Source organism: Citrobacter sp. A316 (assembly GCF_002042945.1).
Lineage (GTDB): Bacteria > Pseudomonadota > Gammaproteobacteria > Enterobacterales > Enterobacteriaceae > Citrobacter > Citrobacter portucalensis.
This window is the reverse complement of the sequence record NZ_MVFZ01000003.1, coordinates 149,005-173,063: the sequence shown is the minus strand read 5'-3', so window position 1 is coordinate 173,063 and position 24,059 is coordinate 149,005. Positions and strand designations below refer to the sequence as shown.

The window sequence follows — 24,059 nt, the reverse complement described above, 5'->3', positions numbered from 1 at the left end:
TGGCGGGCTGGGTATCTGGTTGCATATTGCAGACGTAAGACACTGCCCGAAATCAGGAAGTGCGCCACCAACCGTGCAGAAAAAATGTTGCTTTCATTTCAGATACCTTCTTCATGTGAACTTGCGTACTAGTTAACTAGTTCGATGGAATAAAGTCAACACCTGATTTCAGTATATTTGTCGAAACCGCTATGATGGGCATGTTACGACATTTATTGAAACGGGAGCCGCCTTGAGCGACACGAATTACGCAGTGATTTATGACCTGCACAGTCATACTACAGCCTCCGACGGGCGATTAACCCCAGAAGCCTTAGTACACCGTGCGGTAGAGATGCGAGTCGGTACACTGGCGATCACCGATCATGACACCACGGCGGGCATTGCGGCGGCAAGAGAAGAAATTTCACGTTCGGGTTTAGCGTTAAATTTGATCCCTGGCGTAGAGATATCAACGGTCTGGGAAAACCATGAGATCCATATAGTGGGTCTGAACATTGATATCGCCCATCCCATGATGTGCGAGTTTCTGGCGCAGCAAACGGAACGTCGTCAGCAGCGTGCGCGCCTGATAGCTGAACGACTCGACAAAGCGCATATCCCCGGCGCGTGGGAAGGGGCGTTACGCCTGGCTGATGGCGGGGCGGTGACGCGGGGCCATTTTGCGCGTTTCCTGATGGAATGCGGAAAAGCCACAACCATGGCGGATGTCTTTAAAAAATATCTTGCCCGTGGGAAAACCGGTTACGTTCCGCCACAGTGGTGTACAATAGAACAAGCTATTGATGTCATTCATCATTCTGGCGGTAAGGCTGTTCTGGCTCATCCTGGGCGGTACGATCTTAGCGCTAAGTGGCTGAAAAGACTGGTTGCACATTTTGCTGAACATCGCGGCGACGCGATGGAAGTTGCACAGTGCCAGCAGTCTCCCAATGAACGCACCCATTTGGCGACGCTTGCGCGTTCGCATCAACTGTGGGCATCGCAAGGGTCTGATTTTCATCTACCCTGCCCATGGATTGAGTTGGGGCGTAAACTTTGGTTGCCCGCAGGCGTAGAAGGCGTCTGGCAACTTTGGGAGCAGCCCGAGATCACAGAGAGGAAAGTATGAGCCAGTTTTTTTATATTCATCCCGAAAACCCGCAGCAGCGACTGATCAATCAGGCCGTTGAAATCGTGCGTAAAGGTGGGGTGATCGTCTATCCAACCGACTCCGGCTATGCGTTGGGCTGCAAAATTGAAGATAAAGGCGCAATGGAGCGCATTTGCCGCATCCGTCACCTGCCGGACGGGCACAACTTTACGCTGATGTGCCGTGACTTGTCCGAACTGTCGACCTATTCTTTTGTCGACAACGTGGCCTTCCGTTTAATTAAAAACAACACGCCGGGCAACTACACCTTCATCCTGAAAGGGACGAAAGAAGTTCCACGCCGTTTGTTGCAGGAAAAACGTAAGACCATCGGCCTGCGTGTGCCGTCGAATCCGATTGCGCTGGCGTTGCTGGAAGCGCTGGGCGAGCCGATGCTCTCTACATCACTGATGCTGCCGGGCAGTGAATTTACCGAGTCAGATCCGGAAGAAATTAAAGACCGTCTGGAAAAACTGGTGGATTTGATTATCCATGGTGGCTATCTCGGCCAGCAACCGACCACGGTCATCGATTTAACCGACGATTCTCCGGTGGTGTTGCGTGAAGGCGTAGGTGACGTTAAACCTTTCTTATAAGGGCGCGAACCGCTATACTACGCGGCCTTAAAATGGCGCTGACTGGCGCCGTTGATTCTCCTGTTCGACGCCTGTGAAGGCGACATCTAAAGGAAGCTCTATGAGCGAAAAGTTACAAAAAGTGCTGGCGCGCGCTGGCCACGGTTCTCGCCGTGAAATCGAATCTATTATTGCCGCGGGTCGCGTGAGCGTTGATGGCAAAATTGCCACGCTCGGCGATCGCGTTGAAGTCACTCCGGGTCTGAAAATCCGTATCGACGGCCATCTGATTTCGGTTAAAGAGTCTGCGGAGCAAATCTGCCGCGTTCTGGCCTATTACAAGCCAGAAGGCGAACTGTGTACCCGTAACGACCCGGAAGGTCGCCCGACCGTGTTCGATCGTTTACCAAAACTGCGTGATGCGCGCTGGATTGCCGTAGGGCGCCTGGACGTGAATACCTGCGGTTTACTGCTGTTTACCACCGATGGTGAACTGGCTAACCGTCTGATGCATCCAAGCCGCGAAGTTGAACGTGAATATGCGGTACGTGTGTTTGGTCAGGTTGATGATGCAAAACTGCGCGACCTGAGTCGTGGCGTGCAGCTGGAAGATGGTCCGGCGGCATTTAAAACGATCAAGTTCAGCGGTGGTGAAGGGATTAACCAGTGGTATAACGTTACGTTGACCGAAGGGCGTAACCGTGAAGTCCGTCGCCTGTGGGAAGCTGTAGGTGTACAGGTAAGCCGTCTTATTCGTGTTCGTTACGGTGATATCCCGCTGCCGAAAGGTCTGCCGCGTGGTGGCTGGACGGAGCTTGACCTCGCGCAGACCAACTATCTGCGTGAACTGGTGGAGCTGAAGCCGGAAACGACTTCTAAAGTTGCCGTCGAGAAAGATCGTCGTCGCATGAAGGCAAATCAGATCCGTCGTGCGGTGAAGCGCCACTCACAGGTCGGCAGCAGCCGTCGCCCAGGTGGCCGTAGCAACAACGGTTAATCATGACCAGGCCTGATAAGCAAAACGCCATCAGGCGTTAGCGTGGAGCCGGATGCGGCGCAAGCGCCTTATCCGGCCTGGTGTCAGTAATCGATCCCTATCTGTGCCTTCACGCCCGCTTCAAACGCATGCTTGATTGGGCGCAGCTCGCTGACCGTATCCGCTAACTCCAGAATATCGCGATGACATCCACGGCCGGTGATAATCACCGTTTGATGGGCAGGGCGCGCGTTTAGGGCATTGATAACCTCTTCAAGCGGCAGATAGTCGTATGCCACCATATAGGTCAGCTCGTCCAGCACCACCATATCCAGTTCATCGTCGGCCAGCATCCGCTTGCCGTGTTCCCACACGGCCATACAGGCCGCGGTGTCGGACTCACGGTTTTGCGTTTCCCAGGTAAATCCTGTCGCCATAACCTGAAACTCTACGCCGTGGGGTTCAAGTAAGTTACGTTCTCCGTTTGGCCACGTACCTTTAATAAATTGTACGACGCCGACTTTTTTACTGTGGCCCACCGCGCGCGTGGCGGTACCGAATGCGGCGGTGGTTTTACCCTTACCATTTCCGGTGAATACGATGATGATCCCGCGCTCGTCCGTAGCGGCGGCAACGCGTGCGTCAACCCGATCTTTTACGCGCTGTTGACGTTGCTGATAGCGTTCTTCACTCATTGGGCAATTCCTGGTTTACGGCCCGGCTGGGCATCAAAAGTCATACCGGTTTTACGGCGGCTGTCATCGCCCATCAGCCACAGGTAGAGCGGCATAATATCGGCGGGAGTTTTCAATTTTTGTGGATCTTCCGTGGGGAATGCGCTGGCTCGCATGCCAGTTCGCGTTCCACCAGGATTGATACAGTTAACGCGCAGATGACGGTTTTGATACTCATCAGCCAGAACCTGCATCATCCCTTCGGTAGCAAACTTTGAGGTGGCATATGCTCCCCAATTGGCGCGTCCCTGGCGACCGACGCTGGAAGAGGTAAAGACCAGCGATCCGGCATCGGATTTGAGTAACAACGGCAGCAATGCCTGAGTTAGCATAAAAGTGGCATTCACATTTACCTGCATCACATCCTGCCAGACCTGCGGGTTTTGCTCGCTCATTGGACAAATATCGCCGAGTAATCCGGCGTTATGCAGTACACCATCCAGACGCGGGAAATGTGCGGCAATGCGCTGCGCAAGCTGGTGACATTCTTCAGAGGTACAGGTCAGTAAATCCAGTGTAAACCACTGTGGTTGTGTTCCGTTTTCATCGGCGATAGTGCGGGCAACCTGACGCAGTTTTTCTTCGTTACGCCCAAGCAGGATAACGGTCGCGCCGTAGCGTGCATAGGTCTGCGCAGCTTCGCGTCCGATACCATCGCTGGCACCGGTGACAAGAATAATGCGGCCTTGTAAAAGGTCTTGTTTAGGTTGGTAATGCACGGCTACTCCTCGGCGACGTCCTGGCCATCTCGTTCGCGATAACTTTTGGGCTTTATGCCTTAAACCCTGTACTTTTTCAATCAGCTAAAGGCAATAACACCGCAAAATGAACACTTTGTCATGCTTTTTACTGATTCAGCACTGGATGTATGAAGCAAGACGAGGTGACACGCCTGTTGTACACTGAGCGGAAGTCGCGTTGTTTAACCAAGGTGGGTCTCGTGGAATTGTTGTCTGAATATGGGCTGTTTTTGGCAAAAATTGTCACTGTCGTGGTGGCTATTGCAGTGGTGGTGATGCTGATCGTAAACGCGACACAACGCAAACGTCAGCGTGGGGAATTGCGGGTTATTAACCTCAGCGATCAATATAAAGAGATGAAGGAAGATCTGTCGCTGGCCTTATTGGATGGGCATCAGCAAAAATTCTGGCATAAGGCGCAGAAAAAGAAACAGAAGCTGGAGGCGAAGGCCGCCAAGGCAAAAGCGAAACTGGGTGACAGCACGTCATCAGATAAACCTCGTGTATGGGTGCTTGATTTTAAAGGCAGTATGGATGCCCATGAGGTTAGCTCATTACGCGAAGAGGTGACGGCTGTGCTGGCGGTTGTTAAACCTCAGGATCAGGTGGTGGTTCGTCTGGAAAGCCCGGGTGGTGTGGTACATGGCTATGGCCTGGCTGCTTCGCAATTGCAACGTCTGCGCGATAAGCAGATACCGTTGACCGTCACGGTGGATAAAGTCGCTGCGAGCGGCGGATATATGATGGCCTGCGTGGCAGATAAAATTGTCTCGGCGCCGTTTGCTATCATCGGCTCAATTGGCGTGGTGGCGCAGATCCCGAACTTTAATCGCTTCCTGAAAGGGAAAGATATTGATATCGAACTGCACACCGCCGGACAGTACAAGCGTACGCTGACCTTACTCGGTGAAAACACGGAAGAAGGACGGCAGAAATTCCGCGAGGATCTGAACGAAACGCATCATCTGTTTAAAGATTTTGTGCATCGCATGCGTCCGACTCTGGACATTGAGCAGGTTGCCACGGGTGAACACTGGTTTGGTCAACAGGCGCTGGCAAATGGGCTGGTGGATGAGATCAATACCAGCGATGAGGTGATCCTCGGGCTGATGGAAGGTCGTGAAGTGTTGAACGTTCGCTATCTGCAGCGTAAAAAGCTGATGGATCGTTTTACCGGTAGTGCGGCGGAGAGCGCCGATCGTTTGCTGATGCGCTGGTGGCAGCGAGGGCAGAAGCCACTGATGTAAAATTTTCATTGCCGGATAGCGATGCTCACATATCCTATCCGGCCTACAAATATGCATCAATGTAGGCTGGATAAGGCGTTGCCGCCATCCGGCAAATTATTTCTCGTGTTAATCGATCAAGTGATACTTTTCAGAAAGTACGTGCGCCAGGTGTTTAAACATATTAAACACAGCCGTACTTTTGGGCGTTGGTAGCCCTTGCTCGTCTAAAAAGTAATCTCCGCTGAAAACCAGCACGCCGTTTCGCTGCGTAACGCCGGTGGCGACAATCCCCGCCAGCGTGTCCTCATGCTCACGAATGATTTTGTTGGCTTCAATCAGCAGTGTTTCGCGATCGATGGGTTGAGTGTCTTTATGCATGATTTACTCCTTAAACAAGGACATTAGTCTACGCTGAGCCCGCCTTATGGGCAAATATTCCCTGACATAAATGAAGGTTTTACGACAGTGTTACAACTGGCGAGATTTGTTTTTGCATGCTAATAAAGTTGCGTAACGCATTTTATCAGGTACAGTGTGACGCTTTCGTCAATCTGGCAACAGATTTGCTTGACATTCGACCAATACTTCGTCGCGCTAGAGCGTTTGTGAGAAAAAAAGCCTGTTAACTCAGTTACATGAGAGTTACATTACAAGCGCAAATCAGTTTAAGGGGTTGATATCCGCCGACGCAGAGACCATATCGATGTCTCGTCGCCAGTGGAAGGTGAATCAACGTGCGACGCATTCTGGAAGAATCAAATTAGGTAAAGGTGAATATGGGTAAAGCTCTTGTCATCGTTGAGTCCCCGGCAAAAGCCAAAACGATCAACAAGTATCTGGGTAATGACTACGTGGTGAAATCCAGCGTCGGTCATATCCGTGATTTGCCGACCAGTGGCTCAGCAACTAAAAAGAGCGCCGACTCAACCTCCACCAAAACGGCTAAAAAGCCCAAAAAGGATGAACGTGGCGCTCTCGTCAACCGTATGGGTGTTGACCCGTGGCACAACTGGGATGCGCGCTATGAAGTGCTGCCTGGTAAAGAGAAAGTTGTTTCTGAACTGAAGCAACTGGCTGAAAAAGCCGACCACATCTATCTCGCAACCGACCTTGACCGCGAAGGGGAAGCCATTGCATGGCACCTGCGGGAAGTCATCGGTGGCGACGACACCCGCTACAGCCGTGTGGTGTTTAACGAAATTACCAAAAATGCTATTCGCCAGGCGTTTGAAAAACCGGGCGAGTTGAATATCGATCGTGTTAATGCGCAACAGGCGCGCCGCTTTATGGACCGTGTTGTGGGCTATATGGTGTCGCCGCTGCTGTGGAAAAAAATTGCGCGTGGTCTGTCTGCCGGTCGCGTACAGTCTGTGGCTGTGCGTCTGGTGGTTGAGCGTGAACGCGAAATCAAAGCATTCGTTCCAGAAGAATTCTGGGAAATTGATGCTAACACGACCACGCCGGGCGGCGACGCGTTGCCGCTTGAGGTGACGCATCAAAATGATAAACCGTTCCGCCCGGTAAATCGGGAACAAACGCTTGCCGCCGTTAGTTTGTTGGAAAAAGCGCGCTATAGCGTCCTGGAACGTGAAGATAAGCCGACCAGCAGCAAGCCGGGCGCACCGTTCATTACCTCCACACTACAGCAGGCTGCGAGCACGCGTCTGGGCTTCGGTGTGAAGAAAACCATGATGATGGCGCAGCGTTTGTATGAAGCGGGCTACATCACTTATATGCGTACTGACTCAACTAATCTGAGCCAGGATGCAGTGACCATGGTTCGCGATTACATCAGCGATAATTTTGGTAAGAAATATCTGCCGGAAAGCGCGAATCAGTACGCCAGCAAAGAGAACTCGCAGGAAGCGCACGAAGCTATCCGTCCTTCCGATGTCGCCGTACTGGCGGAATCGCTGAAAGATATGGAAGCTGATGCGCAAAAACTGTACCAGCTAATCTGGCGCCAGTTTGTTGCCTGTCAGATGACACCAGCAAAATATGACTCTACCACTCTGACCGTAGGGGCGGGTGATTTCCGTCTGAAGGCGCGTGGTCGTATTCTGCGCTTCGATGGCTGGACGAAAGTGATGCCAGCACTGCGTAAGGGCGATGAAGATCGCATCTTACCGGCGGTGGACAAAGGCGATGCCTTGACGCTTGTTGAACTGACGCCTGCGCAGCACTTTACCAAGCCGCCTGCACGCTTCAGTGAAGCTTCGCTGGTTAAAGAGCTTGAAAAGCGTGGCATTGGTCGTCCATCCACCTATGCGTCGATCATTTCTACGATTCAGGATCGTGGTTATGTTCGCGTTGAAAACCGTCGCTTCTACGCTGAAAAAATGGGTGAAATCGTCACCGATCGTCTGGAAGAAAATTTCCGTGAATTGATGAACTACGATTTTACCGCACAGATGGAAGACAGCCTCGACCAGGTGGCGAATCACGAAGCCGAATGGAAGGGGGTGCTCGACAACTTCTTCACTGATTTTACTCAGCAACTGGATAAAGCCGAGAAAGATCCTGAAGAAGGCGGTATGCGTCCGAACCAGATGGTACTGACTAGCATTGATTGCCCGACCTGCGGACGCAAGATGGGTATTCGTACCGCCAGTACCGGCGTTTTCCTTGGTTGCTCTGGCTACGCACTTTCCCCGAAAGAGCGTTGCAAAACCACCATTAACCTGGTGCCGGAAAACGAAGTGTTGAACGTCCTGGAAGGCGACGACGCGGAAACGAACGCATTGCGCGCCAAACGCCGCTGCCAGAAGTGCGGTACGGCAATGGACAGTTATCTCATCGATCCTAAGCGTAAATTGCATGTGTGTGGTAATAACCCAACCTGCGATGGCTACGAGATCGAAGAGGGTGAATTCCGTATCAAGGGTTATGACGGTCCTATCGTAGAGTGCGAAAAATGTGGTTCTGAAATGCACCTGAAAATGGGACGTTTCGGCAAGTACATGGCTTGTACTAACGACGAGTGTAAAAACACCCGTAAGATCCTGCGTAACGGTGAAATCGCTCCGCCGAAAGAAGATCCGGTTCCGCTGCCGGAACTGCCGTGTGAAAAATCTGACGCGTATTTCGTGTTACGTGATGGTGCTGCAGGTATCTTCCTGGCGGCCAATACGTTCCCGAAATCACGTGAGACTCGTGCGCCGTTGGTAGAAGAGTTGTACCGCTTCCGCGATCGCCTGCCGGAAAAACTGCGTTATCTGGCAGACGCACCGCAAACTGACCCGGATGGTAACAAGTCCATGGTTCGTTTCAGCCGTAAAACCAAGCAGCAATACGTTGCTGCTGAGAAAGACGGTAAGGCGACTGGCTGGTCCGCGTTCTTCGTTGACGGTAAATGGGTAGAAGGGAAGAAATAACAGCACCCAGGCTGAATTCCTCCTCAAAGGGTCGCGTAAGCGGCCCTTTTTGTTTCTGGCGTATTATTTTTTGTCATACCTATACAGCGTACATATAAATGATATAGTGGTTATAGTTAACAGGCTTTTTATTATTAAATCGTATTAGCAGCGCCCGCAAGCCTGCTCAGAAACGATGATTTGATGGCGCAAATCGGGATGTCTTAACATGAAATTACAGCAGCTTCGCTACATCGTTGAGGTGGTGAACCACAACCTTAATGTCTCCTCAACGGCGGAAGGACTCTATACCTCCCAGCCTGGTATCAGTAAGCAAGTTCGTATGCTGGAAGATGAACTTGGCATCCAGATTTTTGCCCGTAGCGGTAAGCATCTGACCCAGGTCACGCCAGCGGGGCAGGAAGTCATCCGTATTGCGCGCGAAGTTCTGTCTAAGGTGGACGCCATTAAGTCTGTTGCTGGTGAACATACCTGGCCGGACAAAGGTTCGCTATATATTGCCACCACGCATACTCAGGCACGTTACGCATTACCGAACGTGATTAAAGGTTTTATTGAGCGATATCCTCGTGTTTCATTGCATATGCACCAGGGATCGCCGACGCAAATCGCCGAAGCAGTATCGAAAGGGAACGCGGATTTTGCTATCGCGACAGAAGCCTTGCACCTGTATGACGACCTGGTGATGTTACCTTGCTACCACTGGAACCGTTCGATCGTCGTCACGCCGGATCATCCGTTGGCGGGAAAATCCTCGGTTTCTATTGAGGAACTGGCGCAGTATCCGCTGGTCACCTACACCTTTGGATTTACCGGACGTTCGGAGCTGGACACCGCGTTTAACCGTGCGGGTCTGGAGCCGCGTATTGTCTTTACCGCGACCGATGCTGATGTCATTAAAACCTATGTTCGTCTGGGCCTCGGCGTGGGTGTGATTGCCAGTATGGCGGTTGATCCTGTTTCCGATCCTGACCTGGTACGTGTGGATGCGCATGATATTTTCAGCCATAGCACCACCAAAATTGGTTTTCGTCGTAGCACCTTCTTACGCAGTTACATGTATGATTTCATTCAACGTTTCGCGCCGCATCTGACGCGTGATGTGGTGGACACGGCGGTGGCGCTGCGTTCCAACGATGATATTGAAGCCATGTTTAAAGATATAAAATTGCCTGAGAAATAATAACGGCTGTAACCTCGTCGGTATCCATAAGCATAAAGCGATACCGACGCAGAGTTTGAATTTATTCATTATTTCTCCCCACATATATTAACCATATATTATTTATGGAAAAAGTTCTCTAAAGTAGTTTCAAATTAGTCAGCTTGCCAAAAATCACTCTCAAATATTCATAATTGATCAAACAATTGATTTATTTATCAGATCGAGTCCGAAAATTAACTGGCTTTTTTTCGCCTTTTTTATTAGGATTCCTCCTATCTGATGATTAGTTGTACCAATTGTTTGGTGCCTAAATGATAAGTGATTTCGATAGTATGAGGTTAGCGATGCCTTCAGGAAACCAGCCTGCACGCCGGGATCCCGCGATGAAACGTAAAGCCTGGTTCGCCGTGTTTCTTGGTTCTGCGATATTCTGGATTATTGTCGCACTCGTAGCCTGGAACGTGTGGGGGTAAGTATGTCCGCACCGGAGCAGCACTCTACTGTGACGCCAGCGTCACATGAACATGAACACGAGAGCAAAACTGTCGCCGAGAAGGGGCCGAAGATACCCGAATCCTGGGACCTTTCTCCTGAACAACGGGCGTTTATTGATCTGTTAACGGATGATGATGAACAGAAACAATAATTCGTACGTATTTTATAATAATAACGATTACCTTGTGGCCTTGAATATCGAATCATTTATCCATGTAATCGCCATCAACCAACTAATCAACGTATTATCGATTGCGCTATTGCCTGCTGAATATTCATCCCATTAATCTGCGCCGCTTACATCTTTCTACTCACCATTGACCTCACTTCGCGATTTTGTATCGCGCGCCACTTTTATCAATTTGAGTTGTTATCAAAGCGTTACATTTTGTTTGTGTTATCTTTAATACTAACCCTGAAGAAAATCAGGGGATCCAACCCTGTCATTTAAGGAGGAGCTATGTCGTCGACCCTACGAGAAGCCAGTAAGGACACATTGCAGGTTAAAGATAAAACCTACCGTTACTACAGTCTGCCGCTGGCCGCGAAATCACTGGGTGATATCACCCGCCTACCTAAGTCGCTAAAAGTTTTGCTGGAAAACCTGCTTCGTTGGCAGGACGGAAATTCTGTTACTGAAGAAGACATTCATGCGCTCGCGCATTGGCTGAAGACTGCCCATGCCGATCGTGAAATTGCCTATCGACCCGCTCGCGTTTTGATGCAAGATTTTACCGGCGTGCCGGCGGTGGTCGATCTGGCCGCCATGCGCGAAGCGGTGAAACGTTTGGGCGGAGATACAGCAAAAGTGAATCCGCTTTCACCAGTGGACCTTGTCATTGACCACTCGGTAACGGTGGACCGTTTTGGTGATGATGATGCTTTCGAAGAAAACGTTCGCCTGGAAATGGAACGTAACCATGAGCGTTATGTGTTCCTGAAATGGGGACAGCAGGCATTTAGTCGCTTCAGCGTTGTGCCGCCGGGGACGGGGATTTGCCATCAGGTTAACCTTGAATACCTCGGCAAAGCCGTCTGGAGCGAGTTACAGGACGGTGAGTGGGTGGCTTACCCTGACACGTTGGTCGGTACCGATTCCCATACGACGATGATTAATGGTCTCGGTGTACTGGGCTGGGGCGTTGGAGGTATTGAAGCCGAAGCGGCAATGCTGGGTCAACCCGTCTCAATGCTTATCCCGGATGTTGTGGGCTTTAAACTGGTGGGCAAGCTTCGGGAAGGTATCACCGCGACTGACCTGGTTCTGACCGTCACCCAGATGCTGCGTAAGCACGGCGTGGTCGGTAAATTTGTTGAATTCTACGGTGATGGCCTGGACACCTTACCGCTGGCCGACCGGGCAACCATTGCGAATATGTCACCGGAATACGGCGCAACCTGCGGTTTCTTCCCGATCGATAGCATCACTCTTGAATATATGCGTCTGAGTGGGCGCAGTGAGGAGCAGGTTGAGTTGGTGAGCGCCTATGCCAAAGCGCAGGGCATGTGGCGTAACCCTGGTGATGAACCTGTGTTTACCAGTTCTCTGGAGCTGGATATGGGAAGCGTGGAGGCAAGCCTTGCCGGACCGAAGCGTCCGCAGGATCGGGTAGCACTGGCTGATGTCCCGAAAGCGTTTTCGGCGAGTAATGAACTCGAAGTGAATAGCTCGCTGAAAGATCGCCAGCCAGTGGACTATACAATGAACGGTCACCAGTACCAGCTTCCGGATGGTGCGGTGGTCATTGCGGCGATCACTTCCTGTACCAATACCTCTAACCCAAGCGTATTGATGGCGGCGGGACTGCTAGCGAATAAAGCAGTAACGCTTGGTCTGAAGCGTCAGCCGTGGGTGAAAGCCTCCCTGGCGCCAGGATCGAAGGTGGTGTCTGATTATCTGGCGCAGGCTGGGTTCACGCCGTATCTTGATGAGCTGGGATTTAACCTTGTAGGCTATGGCTGTACCACCTGTATTGGTAACTCGGGTCCGTTACCCGATCCTATCGAGACAGCCATCAAAAAAGGCGACCTCACCGTTGGTGCGGTGCTTTCCGGCAACCGAAACTTTGAGGGGCGTATCCATCCGCTCGTGAAGACCAACTGGTTGGCGTCTCCGCCGCTGGTGGTGGCCTACGCGCTGGCGGGAAATATGAATATCAACCTGACGAAAGATCCGTTAGGTCATGACAGAAAAGGCGATCCCGTATATCTGAAAGATATCTGGCCGACCGCTCAGGAAATTGCCCGTGCCGTGGAGCAGGTTTCTACCGCCATGTTCCATAAAGAGTACGCTGAAGTCTTTGAGGGCACGCCGGAATGGAAAGCTATCCAGGTTGATCGGGCTGATACCTATGGCTGGCAGTCTGACTCAACTTATATCCGCTTGTCGCCGTTCTTCGATGGTATGCAGGCTACGCCGGATCCGGTCCAGGACATTCATGGTGCGCGTATCCTCGCAATGCTTGGGGATTCGGTCACCACCGACCATATTTCTCCTGCTGGCAGTATCAAGCCGGATAGCCCGGCAGGCCGCTATCTGCAAAGCCACGGCGTTGAGCGTAAAGATTTTAACTCTTACGGTTCACGACGCGGGAATCATGAAGTGATGATGCGCGGTACCTTTGCCAATATTCGTATTCGTAATGAGATGGTTCCCGGCGTGGAAGGTGGGATGACGCGTCATTTGCCAGGAACTGAGGTAGTGGCTATCTATGATGCGGCTATGCAATATCAGCAGGAGAACATCCCTCTGGCGGTCATTGCCGGTAAAGAGTATGGTTCCGGATCCAGTCGTGACTGGGCGGCAAAAGGCCCGCGCTTGCTGGGGGTTCGCGTGGTTATCGCTGAGTCCTTTGAGCGAATTCACCGTTCTAACCTGATTGGTATGGGGATTTTGCCGCTGGAATTCCCACAGGGCGTCACGCGCAAAACGCTGGGACTAACCGGTGAGGAAGCGATCGATATTACTGACCTGCAAAACATCAAGCCGGGCGCAACAGTGCCGGTGAGTATGGTTCGTTCGGATGGACGTAAAGAGGTGGTTTTATGCCGCTGCCGTATCGATACTGCGACGGAGCTAACTTACTACCAAAACGATGGCATTCTGCATTACGTGATTCGTAATATGTTGAACTAAAATGTAAAAAGCCTGCGAAAGCAGGCTTTTTTATCGGTGGCGACAGCCATTACTTGCCCAGCAGATGTCCCATCTTGGCGGCTTTGGTGTCCAGGTAATGTTCATTGTTCGGGTTACGACCCACAATCAGCGGCACGCGTTCAATAATATTGATTCCCGCTTCGGTCAGGATTTCCACTTTCTTCGGGTTATTGGTCAGCAAACGAACTTCGTCCACGCCCAGCAGCTTGAACATATCTGCACACAGCGTGAAATCACGCTCATCTGCCGCAAAGCCTAACTGATGGTTAGCCTCAACGGTATCATAACCCTGGTCCTGCAACGCGTAGGCGCGGATTTTATTGAGCAGGCCGATATTGCGTCCTTCCTGACGGTGATAAAGCAGGATACCGCGCCCTTCTTCAGCAATATGGGTGAGAGCCGCTTCTAGCTGGAAGCCGCAATCGCAACGCAGGCTAAACAATGCATCGCCGGTCAAACATTCGGAGTGGACACGCGCCAGGACAGGCGTTTGGCCTGTGATATCGCCAAAAACCAGTGCGACGTGATCGTGTCCGGTTGCCAGTTCTTCAAATCCCACCATCAGGAAATCACCCCAGGGGGTTGGCAGTTTGGCTTCTGCCACACGTTTAAGCTGCATGTAATTCTCCAGATTATGCTGGCACTGTCGTGCCGTCGCCTGTTGGCTTCTGTTCTGTATTGCACTATTTTGCCATAAGGCAACGATGTTCACCTAATCGCGACAACGGATTCGCTTTTGGAATGGCACAAAATTGTCAATTTCCCCGGCATGCGCTTTTTTCAGTTATGATTGTGAGACTTATCGACGAAAGGAGAGGCAATGCTTTCAATTGCAAAGCGCACTGCGGTCGGGGCCGGGCTGCTACTTATTATGCCGGTTGCCGTATGGGTATCAGGCTGGAACTGGCAGCCGGGACACAACGTCTGGTGGTTAAAATCTCTGTACTGGGTAACGGAAACGGTAACGCAACCGTGGGGTATTATCACTCACGTTGTGCTCTGTGTATGGTTTTTGTGGTGTCTGCGTTTTCGTCTGAAAGCTGCGGTAATGCTGTTTGCGATCCTGGCGGCGGCAATTTTAGTCGGTCAGGGCGTGAAGTCATGGGTAAAAGACAGGGTGCAGGAACCTCGGCCCTTTGTCGTGTGGCTGGAAAAAACGCACCATATCCCGGTTGATGAGTTCTACACTTTAAAACGTAAAGATCGTGGGCACTTAGTTAAAGAGCAATTGGCCGAACAACAGGATATCCCGACGTTTCTACGTAAGCACTGGCAAAAAGAAACGGGTTTTGCCTTTCCGTCAGGGCATACGATGTTTGCTGCCAGCTGGGCTTTACTGGCAGTAGGGCTGTTATGGCCACGCCGACGTACGCTGACGATCGTATTTTTACTTATCTGGGCTACGGGTGTTATGGGCAGTCGCTTACTATTAGGCATGCACTGGCCCCGTGATTTGGTCGTTGCAACGCTGATTTCATGGTTGCTGGTAACGCTGGCGACATGGCTTGCGCAGCGGGTATGCGGACCATTAACGCCGCCTGTGCAGGAGGAAAAAGAAATCGCTCAGCGCGAACAAGAAAGTTAGCCATGATTGATTTTTCGAATTTTGCCCTTAAATCAGAAAGGGGAAAGCGCTTTTCCGTTTCGCACTCGTTGTGAAAATGGTAATTTAAAGGGCTCAACGCGGTAAGTTGTACACGATTTATTCGCTTAAACCACATAACGGGAAGTAATGTGAAATATTTACTCATTTTCTTACTGGTGTTGGCGATTTTTGTTATTTCGGTGACATTAGGTGCGCAAAACGATCAACAGGTTACGTTTAATTACCTGCTGGCTCAGGGTGAGTATCGTATCTCTACGCTGCTTGCTGTATTGTTTGCCGCAGGTTTTGCGATTGGTTGGTTAATTTGCGGCCTTTTCTGGCTGAAGGTCCGTGTGTCGCTTGCGCGCGCCGAACGTAAAATCAAACGACTGGAAAACCAGCTTACGCCTGCGACCGACGTTGCGGTTTCTGCCGATTCGTCGGTTGTGAAGGAATAATTATTTATGTTGGAGTTGTTGTTTCTGCTTTTACCTGTAGCCGCTGCCTATGGGTGGTATATGGGTCGCAGAAGTGCGCAACAAACCAAGCAGGATGAAGCTAACCGTCTTTCCCGTGACTATGTCGCCGGGGTTAACTTCCTCCTGAGCAACCAACAAGACAAAGCGGTGGATCTGTTCCTCGATATGCTAAAAGAGGATACGGGCACCGTTGAGGCTCATCTCACCCTCGGAAACCTGTTTCGCTCGCGCGGTGAAGTCGACCGCGCAATCCGCATTCATCAAACGTTAATGGAAAGTGCTTCGCTGACCTACGAACAGCGTTTGTTGGCCGTACAACAGCTGGGGCGAGACTACATGGCCGCAGGTCTGTACGACCGCGCGGAAGACATGTTTAATCAGCTTACCGATGAAACAGATTTTCGCGTCGGTGCATTACAGCAACTGCTGCAAATTTATCAGGCGACCAGCGAATGGCAGAAAGCTATTGATGTCGCAGAACGTCTGGTGAAGCTCGGCAAAGATAAACAGCGTATTGAGATAGCTCACTTCTACTGCGAACTGGCCTTACAGCAGATGGGCAGCGACGATATGGATCGCGCCATGACGCTGTTGAAAAAAGGGGCCGCGGCAGACAAAAACAGCGCCCGGGTTTCCATCATGATGGGCCGCGTGTACATGGTGAAAGGCGATTACGCAAAGGCCGTTGAAAGCCTGCAACGCGTGATTTCTCAGGATAAAGAACTGGTCAGCGAAACGCTGGAAATGCTGCAAAGCTGCTACCAGCATCTGGGGAAAAACGATGAATGGGCTGAGTTTTTACGTCGGGCCGTCGAGGAGAATACTGGTGCCGCCGCCGAGCTGATGCTGGCCGATATTCTTGAAGCGCGTGAGGGGACTGATACCGCTCAGGTTTATATCACTCGTCAGCTACAGCGCCATCCTACGATGCGCGTGTTCCACAAGTTGATGGATTACCATCTTAACGAAGCAGAAGAAGGGCGCGCGAAAGAGAGCTTGATGGTTCTGCGCGATATGGTCGGGGAGCAGGTGCGCAGCAAGCCTCGCTATCGTTGCCAGAAGTGCGGGTTTACCGCATATACACTGTACTGGCATTGCCCATCTTGTCGCTCATGGTCAACCATTAAGCCTATTCGCGGACTTGATGGGCTGTAATTTTTAAAAAAAACACACTTTAGTTACAACATACTAATGATCAGTAATAGATCCATCCTCAACCTCCGTTGCCAAATTCGCCTGGCAGAAATGTAATCGCGCCTGTTAATTTTCTATTACCGCAGGTAGAATGCACGCCGTTTACCCATTTCGCGCTACTGTCGGCGCCCATCCTCAAGAAGGTCTGGTCATGACGTTTACTGCTTCATCTTCTTCTCGTGCTGTTACTGATTCTCCTGTCGTTGTCGCTCTCGATTATTCCAATCGTGATAAAGCATTAGCTTTTGTCGACAGAATTGATCCTCGTGATTGCCGTTTGAAAGTGGGCAAAGAGATGTTCACGCTTTTTGGACCTCAGTTGGTTCGCGATTTACAACAGCGTGGCTTTGACGTTTTTCTTGATTTGAAATTTCATGATATTCCTAACACTACCGCGCATGCCGTTGCGGCGGCGGCTGAGCTTGGCGTGTGGATGGTTAACGTTCATGCTTCTGGTGGGGCGCGTATGATGACCGCCGCACGTGAAGCCCTGGTGCCTTTTGGCAAGGATGCGCCGCTGCTGATTGCGGTAACGGTTCTGACCAGTATGGAGGCCAGTGACCTCGCCGAGCTCGGCGTGACGTTGTCACCTGCGGAACATGCTGAAAGGCTGGCGCGCTTAACCCAACATTGTGGTTTAGATGGTGTCGTATGCTCTGCGCAGGAAGCGGTGCGATTCAAGCAGGCGTTTGGCCAGTCATTTAAACTGGTAACGCCGGGTATTCGTCCTGAAGGTAGCGAGGCGGGCGACCAACGTCGCATTATGACACCGGAACAGGCCCAGTCAGCTGGTGTGGATTATATGGTTATTGGTCGTCCGGTCACGCAGTCGGCAGATCCGGCTCAGACGCTGAAGATGATCAATGCCTCTCTGAAACGAGGTGCGTAAATGAACGACTCAAACTCTCGCCTGGTCTACTCAACCGACACCGGGCGTATTGATGAACCGAAAGCTGCTCCTGCGCGTCCACAAGGCGATGGTATTGTCCGCATTCAGCGCCAGACCAGTGGTCGCAAAGGCAAGGGCGTGTGTTTAATTACCGGTATTGATCAAGACGATGCCGAACTGACCAAACTAGCTGCGGAACTGAAGAAAAAATGTGGTTGCGGCGGGGCAGTGAAGGATGGCGTGATTGAGATACAGGGTGACAAACGCGACCTGATTAAATCACTGCTGGAAGCCAAAGGAATGAAAGTTAAACTGGCTGGTGGTTAATAAAAAAAGCCACGGATAAATCCCGTGGCTTTTTAATAATACAGACCTGAAAAAGTAAACGTATTATTATATCGAGCCGTTTAACCGTAAATTATTTACCCACCTGGTGGCCAATTATACCACCTACTGCAGCACCACCCAGCGTACCCAGCGCGCTGCCATCAGTCAGGACTGCACCACCTACTGCACCCGCACCAGCACCGATAGCGGTGTTACGGTCACGTTTGGACCAGTTAGAGCAGGCACTCAGAGACATTGCCAGAGTAATCGCCAGAATGGCAGCGGTCATTTTTTTGCTCGTTACTAACATAATACTTTCTCCTGAATTATTGATTCACGGAATCCAGTGTTCTTTAAGAATAGCGCTAAATTAAGACTATAGAAGATATTTCCGTGAAACCGTTTAGCGAAGGCATTACAAACACTATCCTGAAGTTGGATGTTCGTTCCTGTTATATCGCTAACATTAATTTTACGACTTTATCCTGTTAACGACAGGTAAAAAGTCTTAATTGGACTGTCAGATAACTCTCAGAGAGGAGATGATTTGCCCGCTGACAAATCATCTGCTGAAGATTTTACGCGTGGGCATCGATGATATTGACGGTTAATCCTGAATGCTCGAGCTGCATTTGTACGCTGGCGCTGAGTCTGGAGTCCGTCACTACGCGGCTGAATCGCTCTAATGGACCCAGCGTGTAAGGGTGAATGGCTTCGAATTTTGAGCTGTCAGTAAGCACAATAACTTCTGCACCTTTTTCCAGCACCGCGTTAACCACATCCGAACGCATCATGTCGCGTCCGGTGAAGCCGGTGTCAGGCTGCCAGCCATCAATGCCGATAAAGGCCTTGCTGAAGTGTACCTGCTGGATAAACTGCCGAGTTAAGGGCCCCACCATGCTTTCGCTTTTTTTCTGATAGATGCCGCCAAGAAGAATCACTTCGCAGGGGGTTTCTTTCAGCAGATGGGCTATATAGCTGCTGACGGTAATGATGGTGACATCTTTTTGCTCCGCCAGCGTTCTGGCTAAGAGCGCATTGCTGCTGCCGTTTTCAATGAATACGGACTCGCCTGGGCTTACCAGCGATGCGGCGAATTCGGCCAGCTCACGCTTCAGGGTGAAATTGGTCATCATGCGCGTTTCAACATCATCGCTGTTCAATGAAACAGCAAAGCCGTGCGCTCGGCGTAAATAACTCTGTTTTTCCAGTGTGTTCAGATCCTGTCGAATCGTCACTTCTGAGACACCGGTGATTTTTGCCAGTTCAGCAACGCTCATCTGACCTTTATCAGTCACCATCTGCAAAATAGATTGTTGTCGGGAATTCATAATATTAATTTTATTGCGATATCGTATCGGAAATTAAACGGAAACTGCCTCACGTGCAGTTTACTTATAGCAGCGATATTAAAGGGTTAATGTCATCAGATCTCCCAGGGAGCCTTGTGCTTTTTGGGCAAAGATTCGGCATCTTCTTTGGTCGTGTTTAGCAGCTCAGCCTTCAGAATTTCGAGATTGTGGATAGCTGAGTGGTAATCACCTGCAACGAGGATATCCAGCACGGTATCAATGCGTTCGGCCAGACGCTGAGCGTCGATATCAGACATGGTTATCATCCTAATGGCAATAGAGTTTAAATTTCATGATGCAGAATTTCATGACAAAAGAGAAGGGAAAAATAGTATTAACTTCAACGATAGAAGAATATTATATATTCTGTGATTACATGCAGATAGGATCGTTACGTAATGTCCATTTATGGCTATTTTCAACGTTTGATCCCACTGCATTAGCGTGTTTTTTTATTCAGGTGCCGTCGATACCAACGTTCAAATGCAACTGCTGGCATTGGTTTGGCAAACAAAAAACCCTGACGTTCGTTGACGCCATTTTTGGTTAAAAACGCATCCTCTTTCGCGCTTTCAACACCTTCGGCGATGACCTGCAGATTGAGTGCCTGTGCGACCGCAACAATGGCACGTACCAGCGACTGCGAAACAGGTTGTTTGTGTACATCCCTCACAAAGGTTTGATCCAGTTTAATTGCATCAAGCGGGAAGCGGGCCAGTTGAGACAGTGACGAATATCCGGTACCAAAATCATCCAAATGGATTTGCGCCCCCATCTGGCTAAACTGCTGAATGACGGACAGTGCCAACTGCTCATTTTCAATTAAACTGCTTTCCGTTAACTCGACATCGATGGGGCAATATTCAAAGTCGAGTTCATGAAGCACCTGTTTGAGATCGGTAAATAGCGTCTGATCGGCGAGCTGGCGGGCAGAAACGTTTACCGCCACGCGCAGATTGATTCCCTTGGCGCGCCATTTTGCGACCTGACGCACAACGTCCAGAATAACCCAGCGACCCAGCGGAACGATAAGCCCTGATTCTTCGGCGTATGAGATAAATTCCAGTGGTGGAATGAGGCCTCGTTCCGGAGACTGCCAGCGCACCAGCGCCTCAAGGCTGCGCACTTCGCCTCGCCAGGTTATCTTTGGCTGATAATGGATAACCAGTTGATCGTTTTCCAGCGCCTTGCGCAGGTTAGTATCCAGCCACAGGTATTCAAATACCCGCTGATTCATTTCCGGAGAGAAAACACAAAACTGTCCGCGGCCGCCTTCTTTCGCGGTGTACATGGCCGTATCCGCATTACGAATGACGCTCTCGCAGTCCTGACCATGCTGTGGGGCAAGGGAAATACCAATAGAGCAGCCTGTATAGACTTCAATCAGGCCAATGCGAAAGGGTTGACGCAGGCGTGTCAGAATGCGCGATGCGGTAGCCTCCAGTGTGCTCTGGGACGTTTCGGTGGCAAGGACGATAAATTCATCACCGCCAAACCGAGCCAATAGCTGGTTGTCGTCAAGACAACTTAGGATTGCCAGAGACACGCTCTGTAATAGCTGATCGCCAAACATATGCCCGTAGGCATCGTTCACCTTTTTGAAGTTATCCAGATCGAGATATACAATCCCAACCTGAGTATCTCCTGCGTTCTCAATCGCATCGCTGATCAGCTCATGAATGGCGTTGCGGTTCGGTAATCCGGTGATGGAGTCGGTATTAGCCAACATCCGCAGACGTTCCTGCGCACGGCGTTCTTCAGTGATATCGGTGCCGGAACAGATCAGAAATATTTCGTTCTTGCCGCTACCGTTATGGACAAACTTATTGCGAAAAAGAAACAGGCGCTGACCTTTGCAGGTCTTCACCCAACGTTCGACCTCATATGAGTTGCCTTCGCGAAAAAAGACCTCGATATTGCGTCTGGAGGCTGCGGCTTCACGTCGACTCATAAACAGTGTGAATACGCTTTGGCCAATGACTTCACGTTCTCTGAGTCCGGTATACTCTTCACACAGACGGTTAAAACGCTGAATGTTGCCCATGCGGTCGAGAATGACAATTACGGAATTGGCTTCTGAAACCACCTGTTCGGCAAAAGAGAGACCTTGAGCCAGGTCGCGTGCGACGGAAGGGGTGTCATCCCAGGCTGATGCGCTGCCGGCCCATTCGCGCTTATTGATTTTCCGCCCGACCAAATGTACCGGAATATCGTCATCTTCAATGGGTAACGTCATCAACAGGCTTGACGTAATTACCGTCATCTCGCGGATGCGGTCGGCCTGTTCGGGTGATAATTCGATGGTCTGCTCAGCTTCTGATGTCTCATCAATAGAGAAATACAGGATGTTGCAATCCTCTGACAAACGCCAGTAGGGGTTATGAGTGCCCACATAGCTATACAACGTAACCAGCTCCCGGACGTCTTTCATGATGTGTACTATCCCGTTTAAAGCGCATAAAGCCTCAAAAGTAAGGGTAGCCATGATTCATTCAGGGTGATTATGGCTGAACGTATTGTTTTATTTATATATTTATATGTAATCCAGATTCCGTAAAAAGCAAAGCCAACGGAACTGAAAAATAGTAAATAAATTTTTTGACTGGATGAAAGAAGTGTAGTGCGCGGTTGAAATTTGGGAGGTAAAAAGAAAACGACCTTTCAAAAAAAGAGAAAGGTCGCTTGATTTATGCGTGTTACGCGGCTGGACGCGCGATAACGCTACGGGTTTCCATTCGAACTTCGGCAATAGTTACGTCAATCACATCCGTGACTTTGTAAACCACTTCACCTTTGATTTGTACGGTACCACTTTCCTGGCTGCAGACCAGTTCGTCACGCACGGCGTGCAGGAAGGGGGCAGGAATAAAGGCAACAGCGCCATTATCAACTAAACGCACGCGCATGCCGCCGCGGCTGACGTCGATGATCTCTGCCGCAAAGCGGGTGTCGGTACCGGCTTTATCACTGAGGAAACGGGCGTATAGCCAGTCACCCACATCACGCTCAGCCATCCGGTTCAGGCGACGACGCTCAGCCATTTGCACGGTGGTATCATCCTGAGGTCGGGCGATGGTTTCGCCTTTGATGACGGCCTTAAGCAGACGGTGGTTGATCATATCGCCATACTTACGGATTGGGGAAGTCCAGGTGGCATATGCCTCCAGACCCAGCCCAAAGTGTGGACCTGGCTCAATACTGATTTCAGCGTAAGACTGGAAGCGGCGAATTCGGCTGTCGAGGAAACCGGAAGGCTGTGCATCCAGTTCGCGGCGCAGTTTGCAGAAACCTTCCAGTGTCAGTACTTCTTCGGCATCGACGTGCATACCGTGGGTTTTCAACAGTGCGGCCAGAGCGTCGGCGTTGGCCGGGTCGAATCCCATATGGACGTTATAAATACCGAAGCCCAGCTTGTCGCGAAGCACACGGGCGGCGCAAATATTTGCCGCAATCATGGACTCTTCCACGATACGGTTTGCGATGCGGCGAGGCTCAGCGACGATGTCCAGTACTTCACCTTTTTCACCGAGCACGAAACGGTAATCCGGGCGATCTTTAAAGACCAGCGCGTGGTTATGACGCCACTCTCCTCGGCTCAGGCAAATACGATGCAGCAGACGAATTTGTTCGGCAATCGCGTCGTTTTCAGGCTGCCAGTCACCAGTGCCTTCCAGCCAGTCGGAAACATTGTCATAGGCCAGCTTCGCTTTAGACTCGATGGTTGCGGCGAAGAAGGTGATGTTGTCTTCAATCGTGCCATCGGCGGTAATGCTCATACGACACGCTAAAACCGGGCGCACTTCGTTCGCGCGAAGAGAGCAGAGATCGTCAGACAATTCACGTGGTAGCATCGGGATATTGAACCCCGGTAAATAATTGGTGAATGCGCGAATTTTTGCTGTTTTATCCAGCTTGCTGCCTTCTGCAATCCAGGCTGTTGGGTCGGCAATGGCGACGGTTAATTGTAGTGTGCCGTCAGCTTGTTCTTCAGCATATAGCGCATCGTCCATATCTTCGGTGCTGGCGCTGTCGATGGTGACGAAATTGAGGGCGGTTAAATCTTCGCGAACCAGGCCTTCGTCCAGCATTTCGGTTGCTACACCGTCTGGTGCTTCTTTTTCCAGATTATGGCGTGCCAGTGTGACCCACCACGGGACAAAGTGGTCATCAGCAAAAGTGATAAATTGGGTTAACTCGGCGTAGAAGGTACGGTCGCCTTTCAGCGGATGACGGCGCATTTCTGCAACAGCCCAGTCGCCTTCTTTAAATTCATGTTCAACGCCGCGGGCTGCACGACAAGGAATAGCATCTTTCAGTAACGGATGATCCGGCACGATGGACAGACGATCATTTTTGCCCTGAACTTTACCCACGAAGCGCGTCAGGAAGGGTTCGATCAGTTCTTCCGGCTCTGCAGACTCACGATCTTTTTCTGTATGGATAACCGCAACAATACGGTCGCCATGCATCACTTTTTTCATCTGCGGCGGTGGAATGAAATAGCTTTTTTGTGCATCGACTTCCAGGAAGCCAAAGCCTTTTTCCGTGGCTTTTACCACCCCTTCAGCACGTGGCGTTTGGGAATGTAGTTGCTGTTTAAGCTGCGCTAGCAGCGGGTTGTCCTGAAGCATAATTGTCTATTTTCGTGGCTAAAAG

The 24,059-nt window shown here is 50.7% G+C and carries 24 protein-coding genes and 1 other annotated feature (1 of these 25 running past the window's edge); of the genes, 14 read left to right on the top strand and 10 right to left on the bottom strand.

Translation table 11 applies throughout. The features are described from left to right. Positions 1-76, bottom strand: a sequence feature (Trp leader region); it reaches 19 nt to the left of the window's first position. Then, positions 53-97: a trp operon leader peptide gene (trpL, locus tag BZK41_RS26840; protein WP_191229385.1), complete on the bottom strand. Its 45-nt coding sequence runs from the start codon at positions 95-97 to the stop codon at positions 53-55. (Overlaps the previous feature by 24 nt.) A 135-nt stretch (positions 98-232) precedes the next feature. On the opposite strand from trpL, the gene rnm reads away from it, so the two are divergent. The 3 genes from rnm (at position 233) to rluB (ending at position 2,704) form a co-directional block, all read left to right on the top strand. Continuing rightward, positions 233-1,111 carry an RNase AM gene (gene rnm / locus BZK41_RS04895; protein ID WP_008784938.1) on the top strand — a complete coding sequence of 293 codons (879 nt, stop codon included), beginning with the start codon at positions 233-235 and terminating at the stop codon, positions 1,109-1,111. Continuing rightward, positions 1,108-1,728 carry an L-threonylcarbamoyladenylate synthase gene (locus BZK41_RS04890; RefSeq protein ID WP_003833336.1) on the top strand — a complete coding sequence of 207 codons (621 nt, stop codon included), beginning with the start codon at positions 1,108-1,110 and terminating at the stop codon, positions 1,726-1,728. Before rnm ends, BZK41_RS04890 begins: the two co-directional genes overlap by 4 nt. Before the next feature lie 100 nt (positions 1,729-1,828). Beyond that, complete coding sequence (gene rluB / locus BZK41_RS04885) at positions 1,829-2,704, top strand: 23S rRNA pseudouridine(2605) synthase RluB (protein WP_003020625.1); 876 nt, start codon at positions 1,829-1,831, stop codon at positions 2,702-2,704. 83 nt (positions 2,705-2,787) lie between these two features. Here rluB and cobO read toward each other — a convergent pair whose 3' ends face one another. After that, positions 2,788-3,378: a cob(I)yrinic acid a,c-diamide adenosyltransferase gene (gene cobO / locus BZK41_RS04880; RefSeq protein WP_079937384.1), complete on the bottom strand. Its 591-nt coding sequence runs from the start codon at positions 3,376-3,378 to the stop codon at positions 2,788-2,790. Beyond that, entirely contained in the window at positions 3,375-4,136 is a 762-nt protein-coding gene (locus BZK41_RS04875) for a YciK family oxidoreductase (protein ID WP_008784935.1), read from the bottom strand. Before BZK41_RS04875 ends, cobO begins: the two co-directional genes overlap by 4 nt. A 221-nt stretch (positions 4,137-4,357) precedes the next feature. Here BZK41_RS04875 and sohB point away from each other — a divergent pair, with 221 nt between their 5' ends. Then, positions 4,358-5,404 (top strand): protease SohB, encoded by a 1,047-nt coding sequence (gene sohB, locus BZK41_RS04870; RefSeq protein ID WP_079937383.1) that lies wholly within the window; start codon positions 4,358-4,360, stop codon positions 5,402-5,404. Positions 5,405-5,512: 108 nt separating this feature from the next. Here the strand turns inward: sohB and BZK41_RS04865 are convergent, their stop codons facing one another. Continuing rightward, the gene (locus BZK41_RS04865; RefSeq protein ID WP_003020616.1) at positions 5,513-5,764 is read right to left on the bottom strand and encodes a YciN family protein; all 252 of its coding nucleotides are present in this window, start codon (positions 5,762-5,764) and stop codon (positions 5,513-5,515) included. Between the two features lie 398 nt (positions 5,765-6,162). Here BZK41_RS04865 and topA point away from each other — a divergent pair, with 398 nt between their 5' ends. The 5 genes from topA to acnA all read left to right on the top strand — a co-directional run bounded on the left by topA (position 6,163) and on the right by acnA (position 13,556). After that, entirely contained in the window at positions 6,163-8,760 is a 2,598-nt protein-coding gene (gene topA / locus BZK41_RS04860) for a type I DNA topoisomerase (protein WP_079937382.1), read from the top strand. Positions 8,761-8,968: 208 nt separating this feature from the next. Then, the gene (cysB, locus tag BZK41_RS04855) at positions 8,969-9,943 is read left to right on the top strand and encodes an HTH-type transcriptional regulator CysB (RefSeq protein WP_003020610.1); all 975 of its coding nucleotides are present in this window, start codon (positions 8,969-8,971) and stop codon (positions 9,941-9,943) included. A gap of 314 nt (positions 9,944-10,257) precedes the next feature. Beyond that, complete coding sequence (locus BZK41_RS04850; protein WP_213732144.1) at positions 10,258-10,398, top strand: YmiA family putative membrane protein; 141 nt, start codon at positions 10,258-10,260, stop codon at positions 10,396-10,398. Positions 10,399-10,400: 2 nt separating this feature from the next. Further along, positions 10,401-10,571, top strand: coding sequence for a hypothetical protein (locus tag BZK41_RS27225; protein WP_172313083.1), 171 nt, complete (start codon positions 10,401-10,403; stop codon positions 10,569-10,571). 309 nt (positions 10,572-10,880) lie between these two features. Next, positions 10,881-13,556 (top strand): aconitate hydratase AcnA, encoded by a 2,676-nt coding sequence (gene acnA, locus BZK41_RS04845; protein WP_079937381.1) that lies wholly within the window; start codon positions 10,881-10,883, stop codon positions 13,554-13,556. Positions 13,557-13,605: 49 nt separating this feature from the next. On the opposite strand, the gene ribA is transcribed toward acnA, so the two are convergent. After that, positions 13,606-14,196, bottom strand: coding sequence for a GTP cyclohydrolase II (gene ribA, locus BZK41_RS04840; protein WP_079937380.1), 591 nt, complete (start codon positions 14,194-14,196; stop codon positions 13,606-13,608). Positions 14,197-14,397: 201 nt separating this feature from the next. Here ribA and pgpB point away from each other — a divergent pair, with 201 nt between their 5' ends. The 5 genes from pgpB to yciH all read left to right on the top strand — a co-directional run bounded on the left by pgpB (position 14,398) and on the right by yciH (position 18,051). Next, entirely contained in the window at positions 14,398-15,162 is a 765-nt protein-coding gene (pgpB, locus tag BZK41_RS04835) for a phosphatidylglycerophosphatase B (protein ID WP_079937379.1), read from the top strand. Between the two features lie 149 nt (positions 15,163-15,311). Next, on the top strand, positions 15,312-15,620 hold the full coding sequence (locus BZK41_RS04830) for a LapA family protein (protein WP_003020595.1): 309 nt from the start codon (positions 15,312-15,314) through the stop codon (positions 15,618-15,620). Positions 15,621-15,626: 6 nt separating this feature from the next. Continuing rightward, positions 15,627-16,796, top strand: coding sequence for a lipopolysaccharide assembly protein LapB (gene lapB, locus BZK41_RS04825; RefSeq protein ID WP_008784929.1), 1,170 nt, complete (start codon positions 15,627-15,629; stop codon positions 16,794-16,796). Positions 16,797-16,986: 190 nt separating this feature from the next. Beyond that, positions 16,987-17,724, top strand: a complete 738-nt coding sequence (gene pyrF, locus BZK41_RS04820; protein ID WP_123267775.1) for an orotidine-5'-phosphate decarboxylase — start codon at positions 16,987-16,989, stop codon at positions 17,722-17,724. Continuing rightward, complete coding sequence (yciH, locus tag BZK41_RS04815) at positions 17,725-18,051, top strand: stress response translation initiation inhibitor YciH (protein WP_079937377.1); 327 nt, start codon at positions 17,725-17,727, stop codon at positions 18,049-18,051. A 91-nt stretch (positions 18,052-18,142) separates the two neighbouring features. On the opposite strand, the gene osmB is transcribed toward yciH, so the two are convergent. From osmB to BZK41_RS04785, 5 genes are all read right to left on the bottom strand, one after another. Beyond that, a complete protein-coding gene (gene osmB / locus BZK41_RS04810; protein WP_043016156.1) occupies positions 18,143-18,361 on the bottom strand; it encodes an osmotically-inducible lipoprotein OsmB in 219 nt (72 codons plus the stop codon). Between the two features lie 268 nt (positions 18,362-18,629). Then, positions 18,630-19,382 carry a DNA-binding transcriptional regulator YciT gene (locus BZK41_RS04805; protein WP_079937376.1) on the bottom strand — a complete coding sequence of 251 codons (753 nt, stop codon included), beginning with the start codon at positions 19,380-19,382 and terminating at the stop codon, positions 18,630-18,632. A 95-nt stretch (positions 19,383-19,477) separates the two neighbouring features. Then, positions 19,478-19,660 (bottom strand): hypothetical protein, encoded by a 183-nt coding sequence (locus tag BZK41_RS04800; RefSeq protein ID WP_079937375.1) that lies wholly within the window; start codon positions 19,658-19,660, stop codon positions 19,478-19,480. Between the two features lie 182 nt (positions 19,661-19,842). Continuing rightward, the gene (gene pdeR, locus BZK41_RS04790) at positions 19,843-21,834 is read right to left on the bottom strand and encodes a cyclic di-GMP phosphodiesterase (protein ID WP_079937373.1); all 1,992 of its coding nucleotides are present in this window, start codon (positions 21,832-21,834) and stop codon (positions 19,843-19,845) included. 265 nt (positions 21,835-22,099) lie between these two features. Then, positions 22,100-24,034, bottom strand: coding sequence for an exoribonuclease II (locus tag BZK41_RS04785; RefSeq protein WP_079937372.1), 1,935 nt, complete (start codon positions 24,032-24,034; stop codon positions 22,100-22,102). Positions 24,035-24,059: the final 25 nt, after the last annotated feature.

What these genes read in the sequence shown, in the direction of transcription:
- osmB (WP_043016156.1), bottom strand. Translation starts at nt 18,361, where the DNA reads ATGTTAGTAACGAGCAAAAAAATGACCGCTGCCATTCTGGCGATTACT.
- BZK41_RS04805 (WP_079937376.1), bottom strand. Translation starts at nt 19,382, where the DNA reads ATGAATTCCCGACAACAATCTATTTTGCAGATGGTGACTGATAAAGGT.
- topA (WP_079937382.1), top strand. Translation starts at nt 6,163, where the DNA reads ATGGGTAAAGCTCTTGTCATCGTTGAGTCCCCGGCAAAAGCCAAAACG.
- pgpB (WP_079937379.1), top strand. Translation starts at nt 14,398, where the DNA reads ATGCTTTCAATTGCAAAGCGCACTGCGGTCGGGGCCGGGCTGCTACTT.
- ribA (WP_079937380.1), bottom strand. Translation starts at nt 14,196, where the DNA reads ATGCAGCTTAAACGTGTGGCAGAAGCCAAACTGCCAACCCCCTGGGGT.
- yciH (WP_079937377.1), top strand. Translation starts at nt 17,725, where the DNA reads ATGAACGACTCAAACTCTCGCCTGGTCTACTCAACCGACACCGGGCGT.
- cysB (WP_003020610.1), top strand. Translation starts at nt 8,969, where the DNA reads ATGAAATTACAGCAGCTTCGCTACATCGTTGAGGTGGTGAACCACAAC.
- lapB (WP_008784929.1), top strand. Translation starts at nt 15,627, where the DNA reads ATGTTGGAGTTGTTGTTTCTGCTTTTACCTGTAGCCGCTGCCTATGGG.
- BZK41_RS04850 (WP_213732144.1), top strand. Translation starts at nt 10,258, where the DNA reads ATGAGGTTAGCGATGCCTTCAGGAAACCAGCCTGCACGCCGGGATCCC.
- BZK41_RS04785 (WP_079937372.1), bottom strand. Translation starts at nt 24,034, where the DNA reads ATGCTTCAGGACAACCCGCTGCTAGCGCAGCTTAAACAGCAACTACAT.
- BZK41_RS27225 (WP_172313083.1), top strand. Translation starts at nt 10,401, where the DNA reads ATGTCCGCACCGGAGCAGCACTCTACTGTGACGCCAGCGTCACATGAA.
- BZK41_RS04865 (WP_003020616.1), bottom strand. Translation starts at nt 5,764, where the DNA reads ATGCATAAAGACACTCAACCCATCGATCGCGAAACACTGCTGATTGAA.
- pyrF (WP_123267775.1), top strand. Translation starts at nt 16,987, where the DNA reads ATGACGTTTACTGCTTCATCTTCTTCTCGTGCTGTTACTGATTCTCCT.
- rluB (WP_003020625.1), top strand. Translation starts at nt 1,829, where the DNA reads ATGAGCGAAAAGTTACAAAAAGTGCTGGCGCGCGCTGGCCACGGTTCT.
- BZK41_RS04890 (WP_003833336.1), top strand. Translation starts at nt 1,108, where the DNA reads ATGAGCCAGTTTTTTTATATTCATCCCGAAAACCCGCAGCAGCGACTG.
- acnA (WP_079937381.1), top strand. Translation starts at nt 10,881, where the DNA reads ATGTCGTCGACCCTACGAGAAGCCAGTAAGGACACATTGCAGGTTAAA.
- pdeR (WP_079937373.1), bottom strand. Translation starts at nt 21,834, where the DNA reads ATGAAAGACGTCCGGGAGCTGGTTACGTTGTATAGCTATGTGGGCACT.
- BZK41_RS04800 (WP_079937375.1), bottom strand. Translation starts at nt 19,660, where the DNA reads ATGTCTGATATCGACGCTCAGCGTCTGGCCGAACGCATTGATACCGTG.
- cobO (WP_079937384.1), bottom strand. Translation starts at nt 3,378, where the DNA reads ATGAGTGAAGAACGCTATCAGCAACGTCAACAGCGCGTAAAAGATCGG.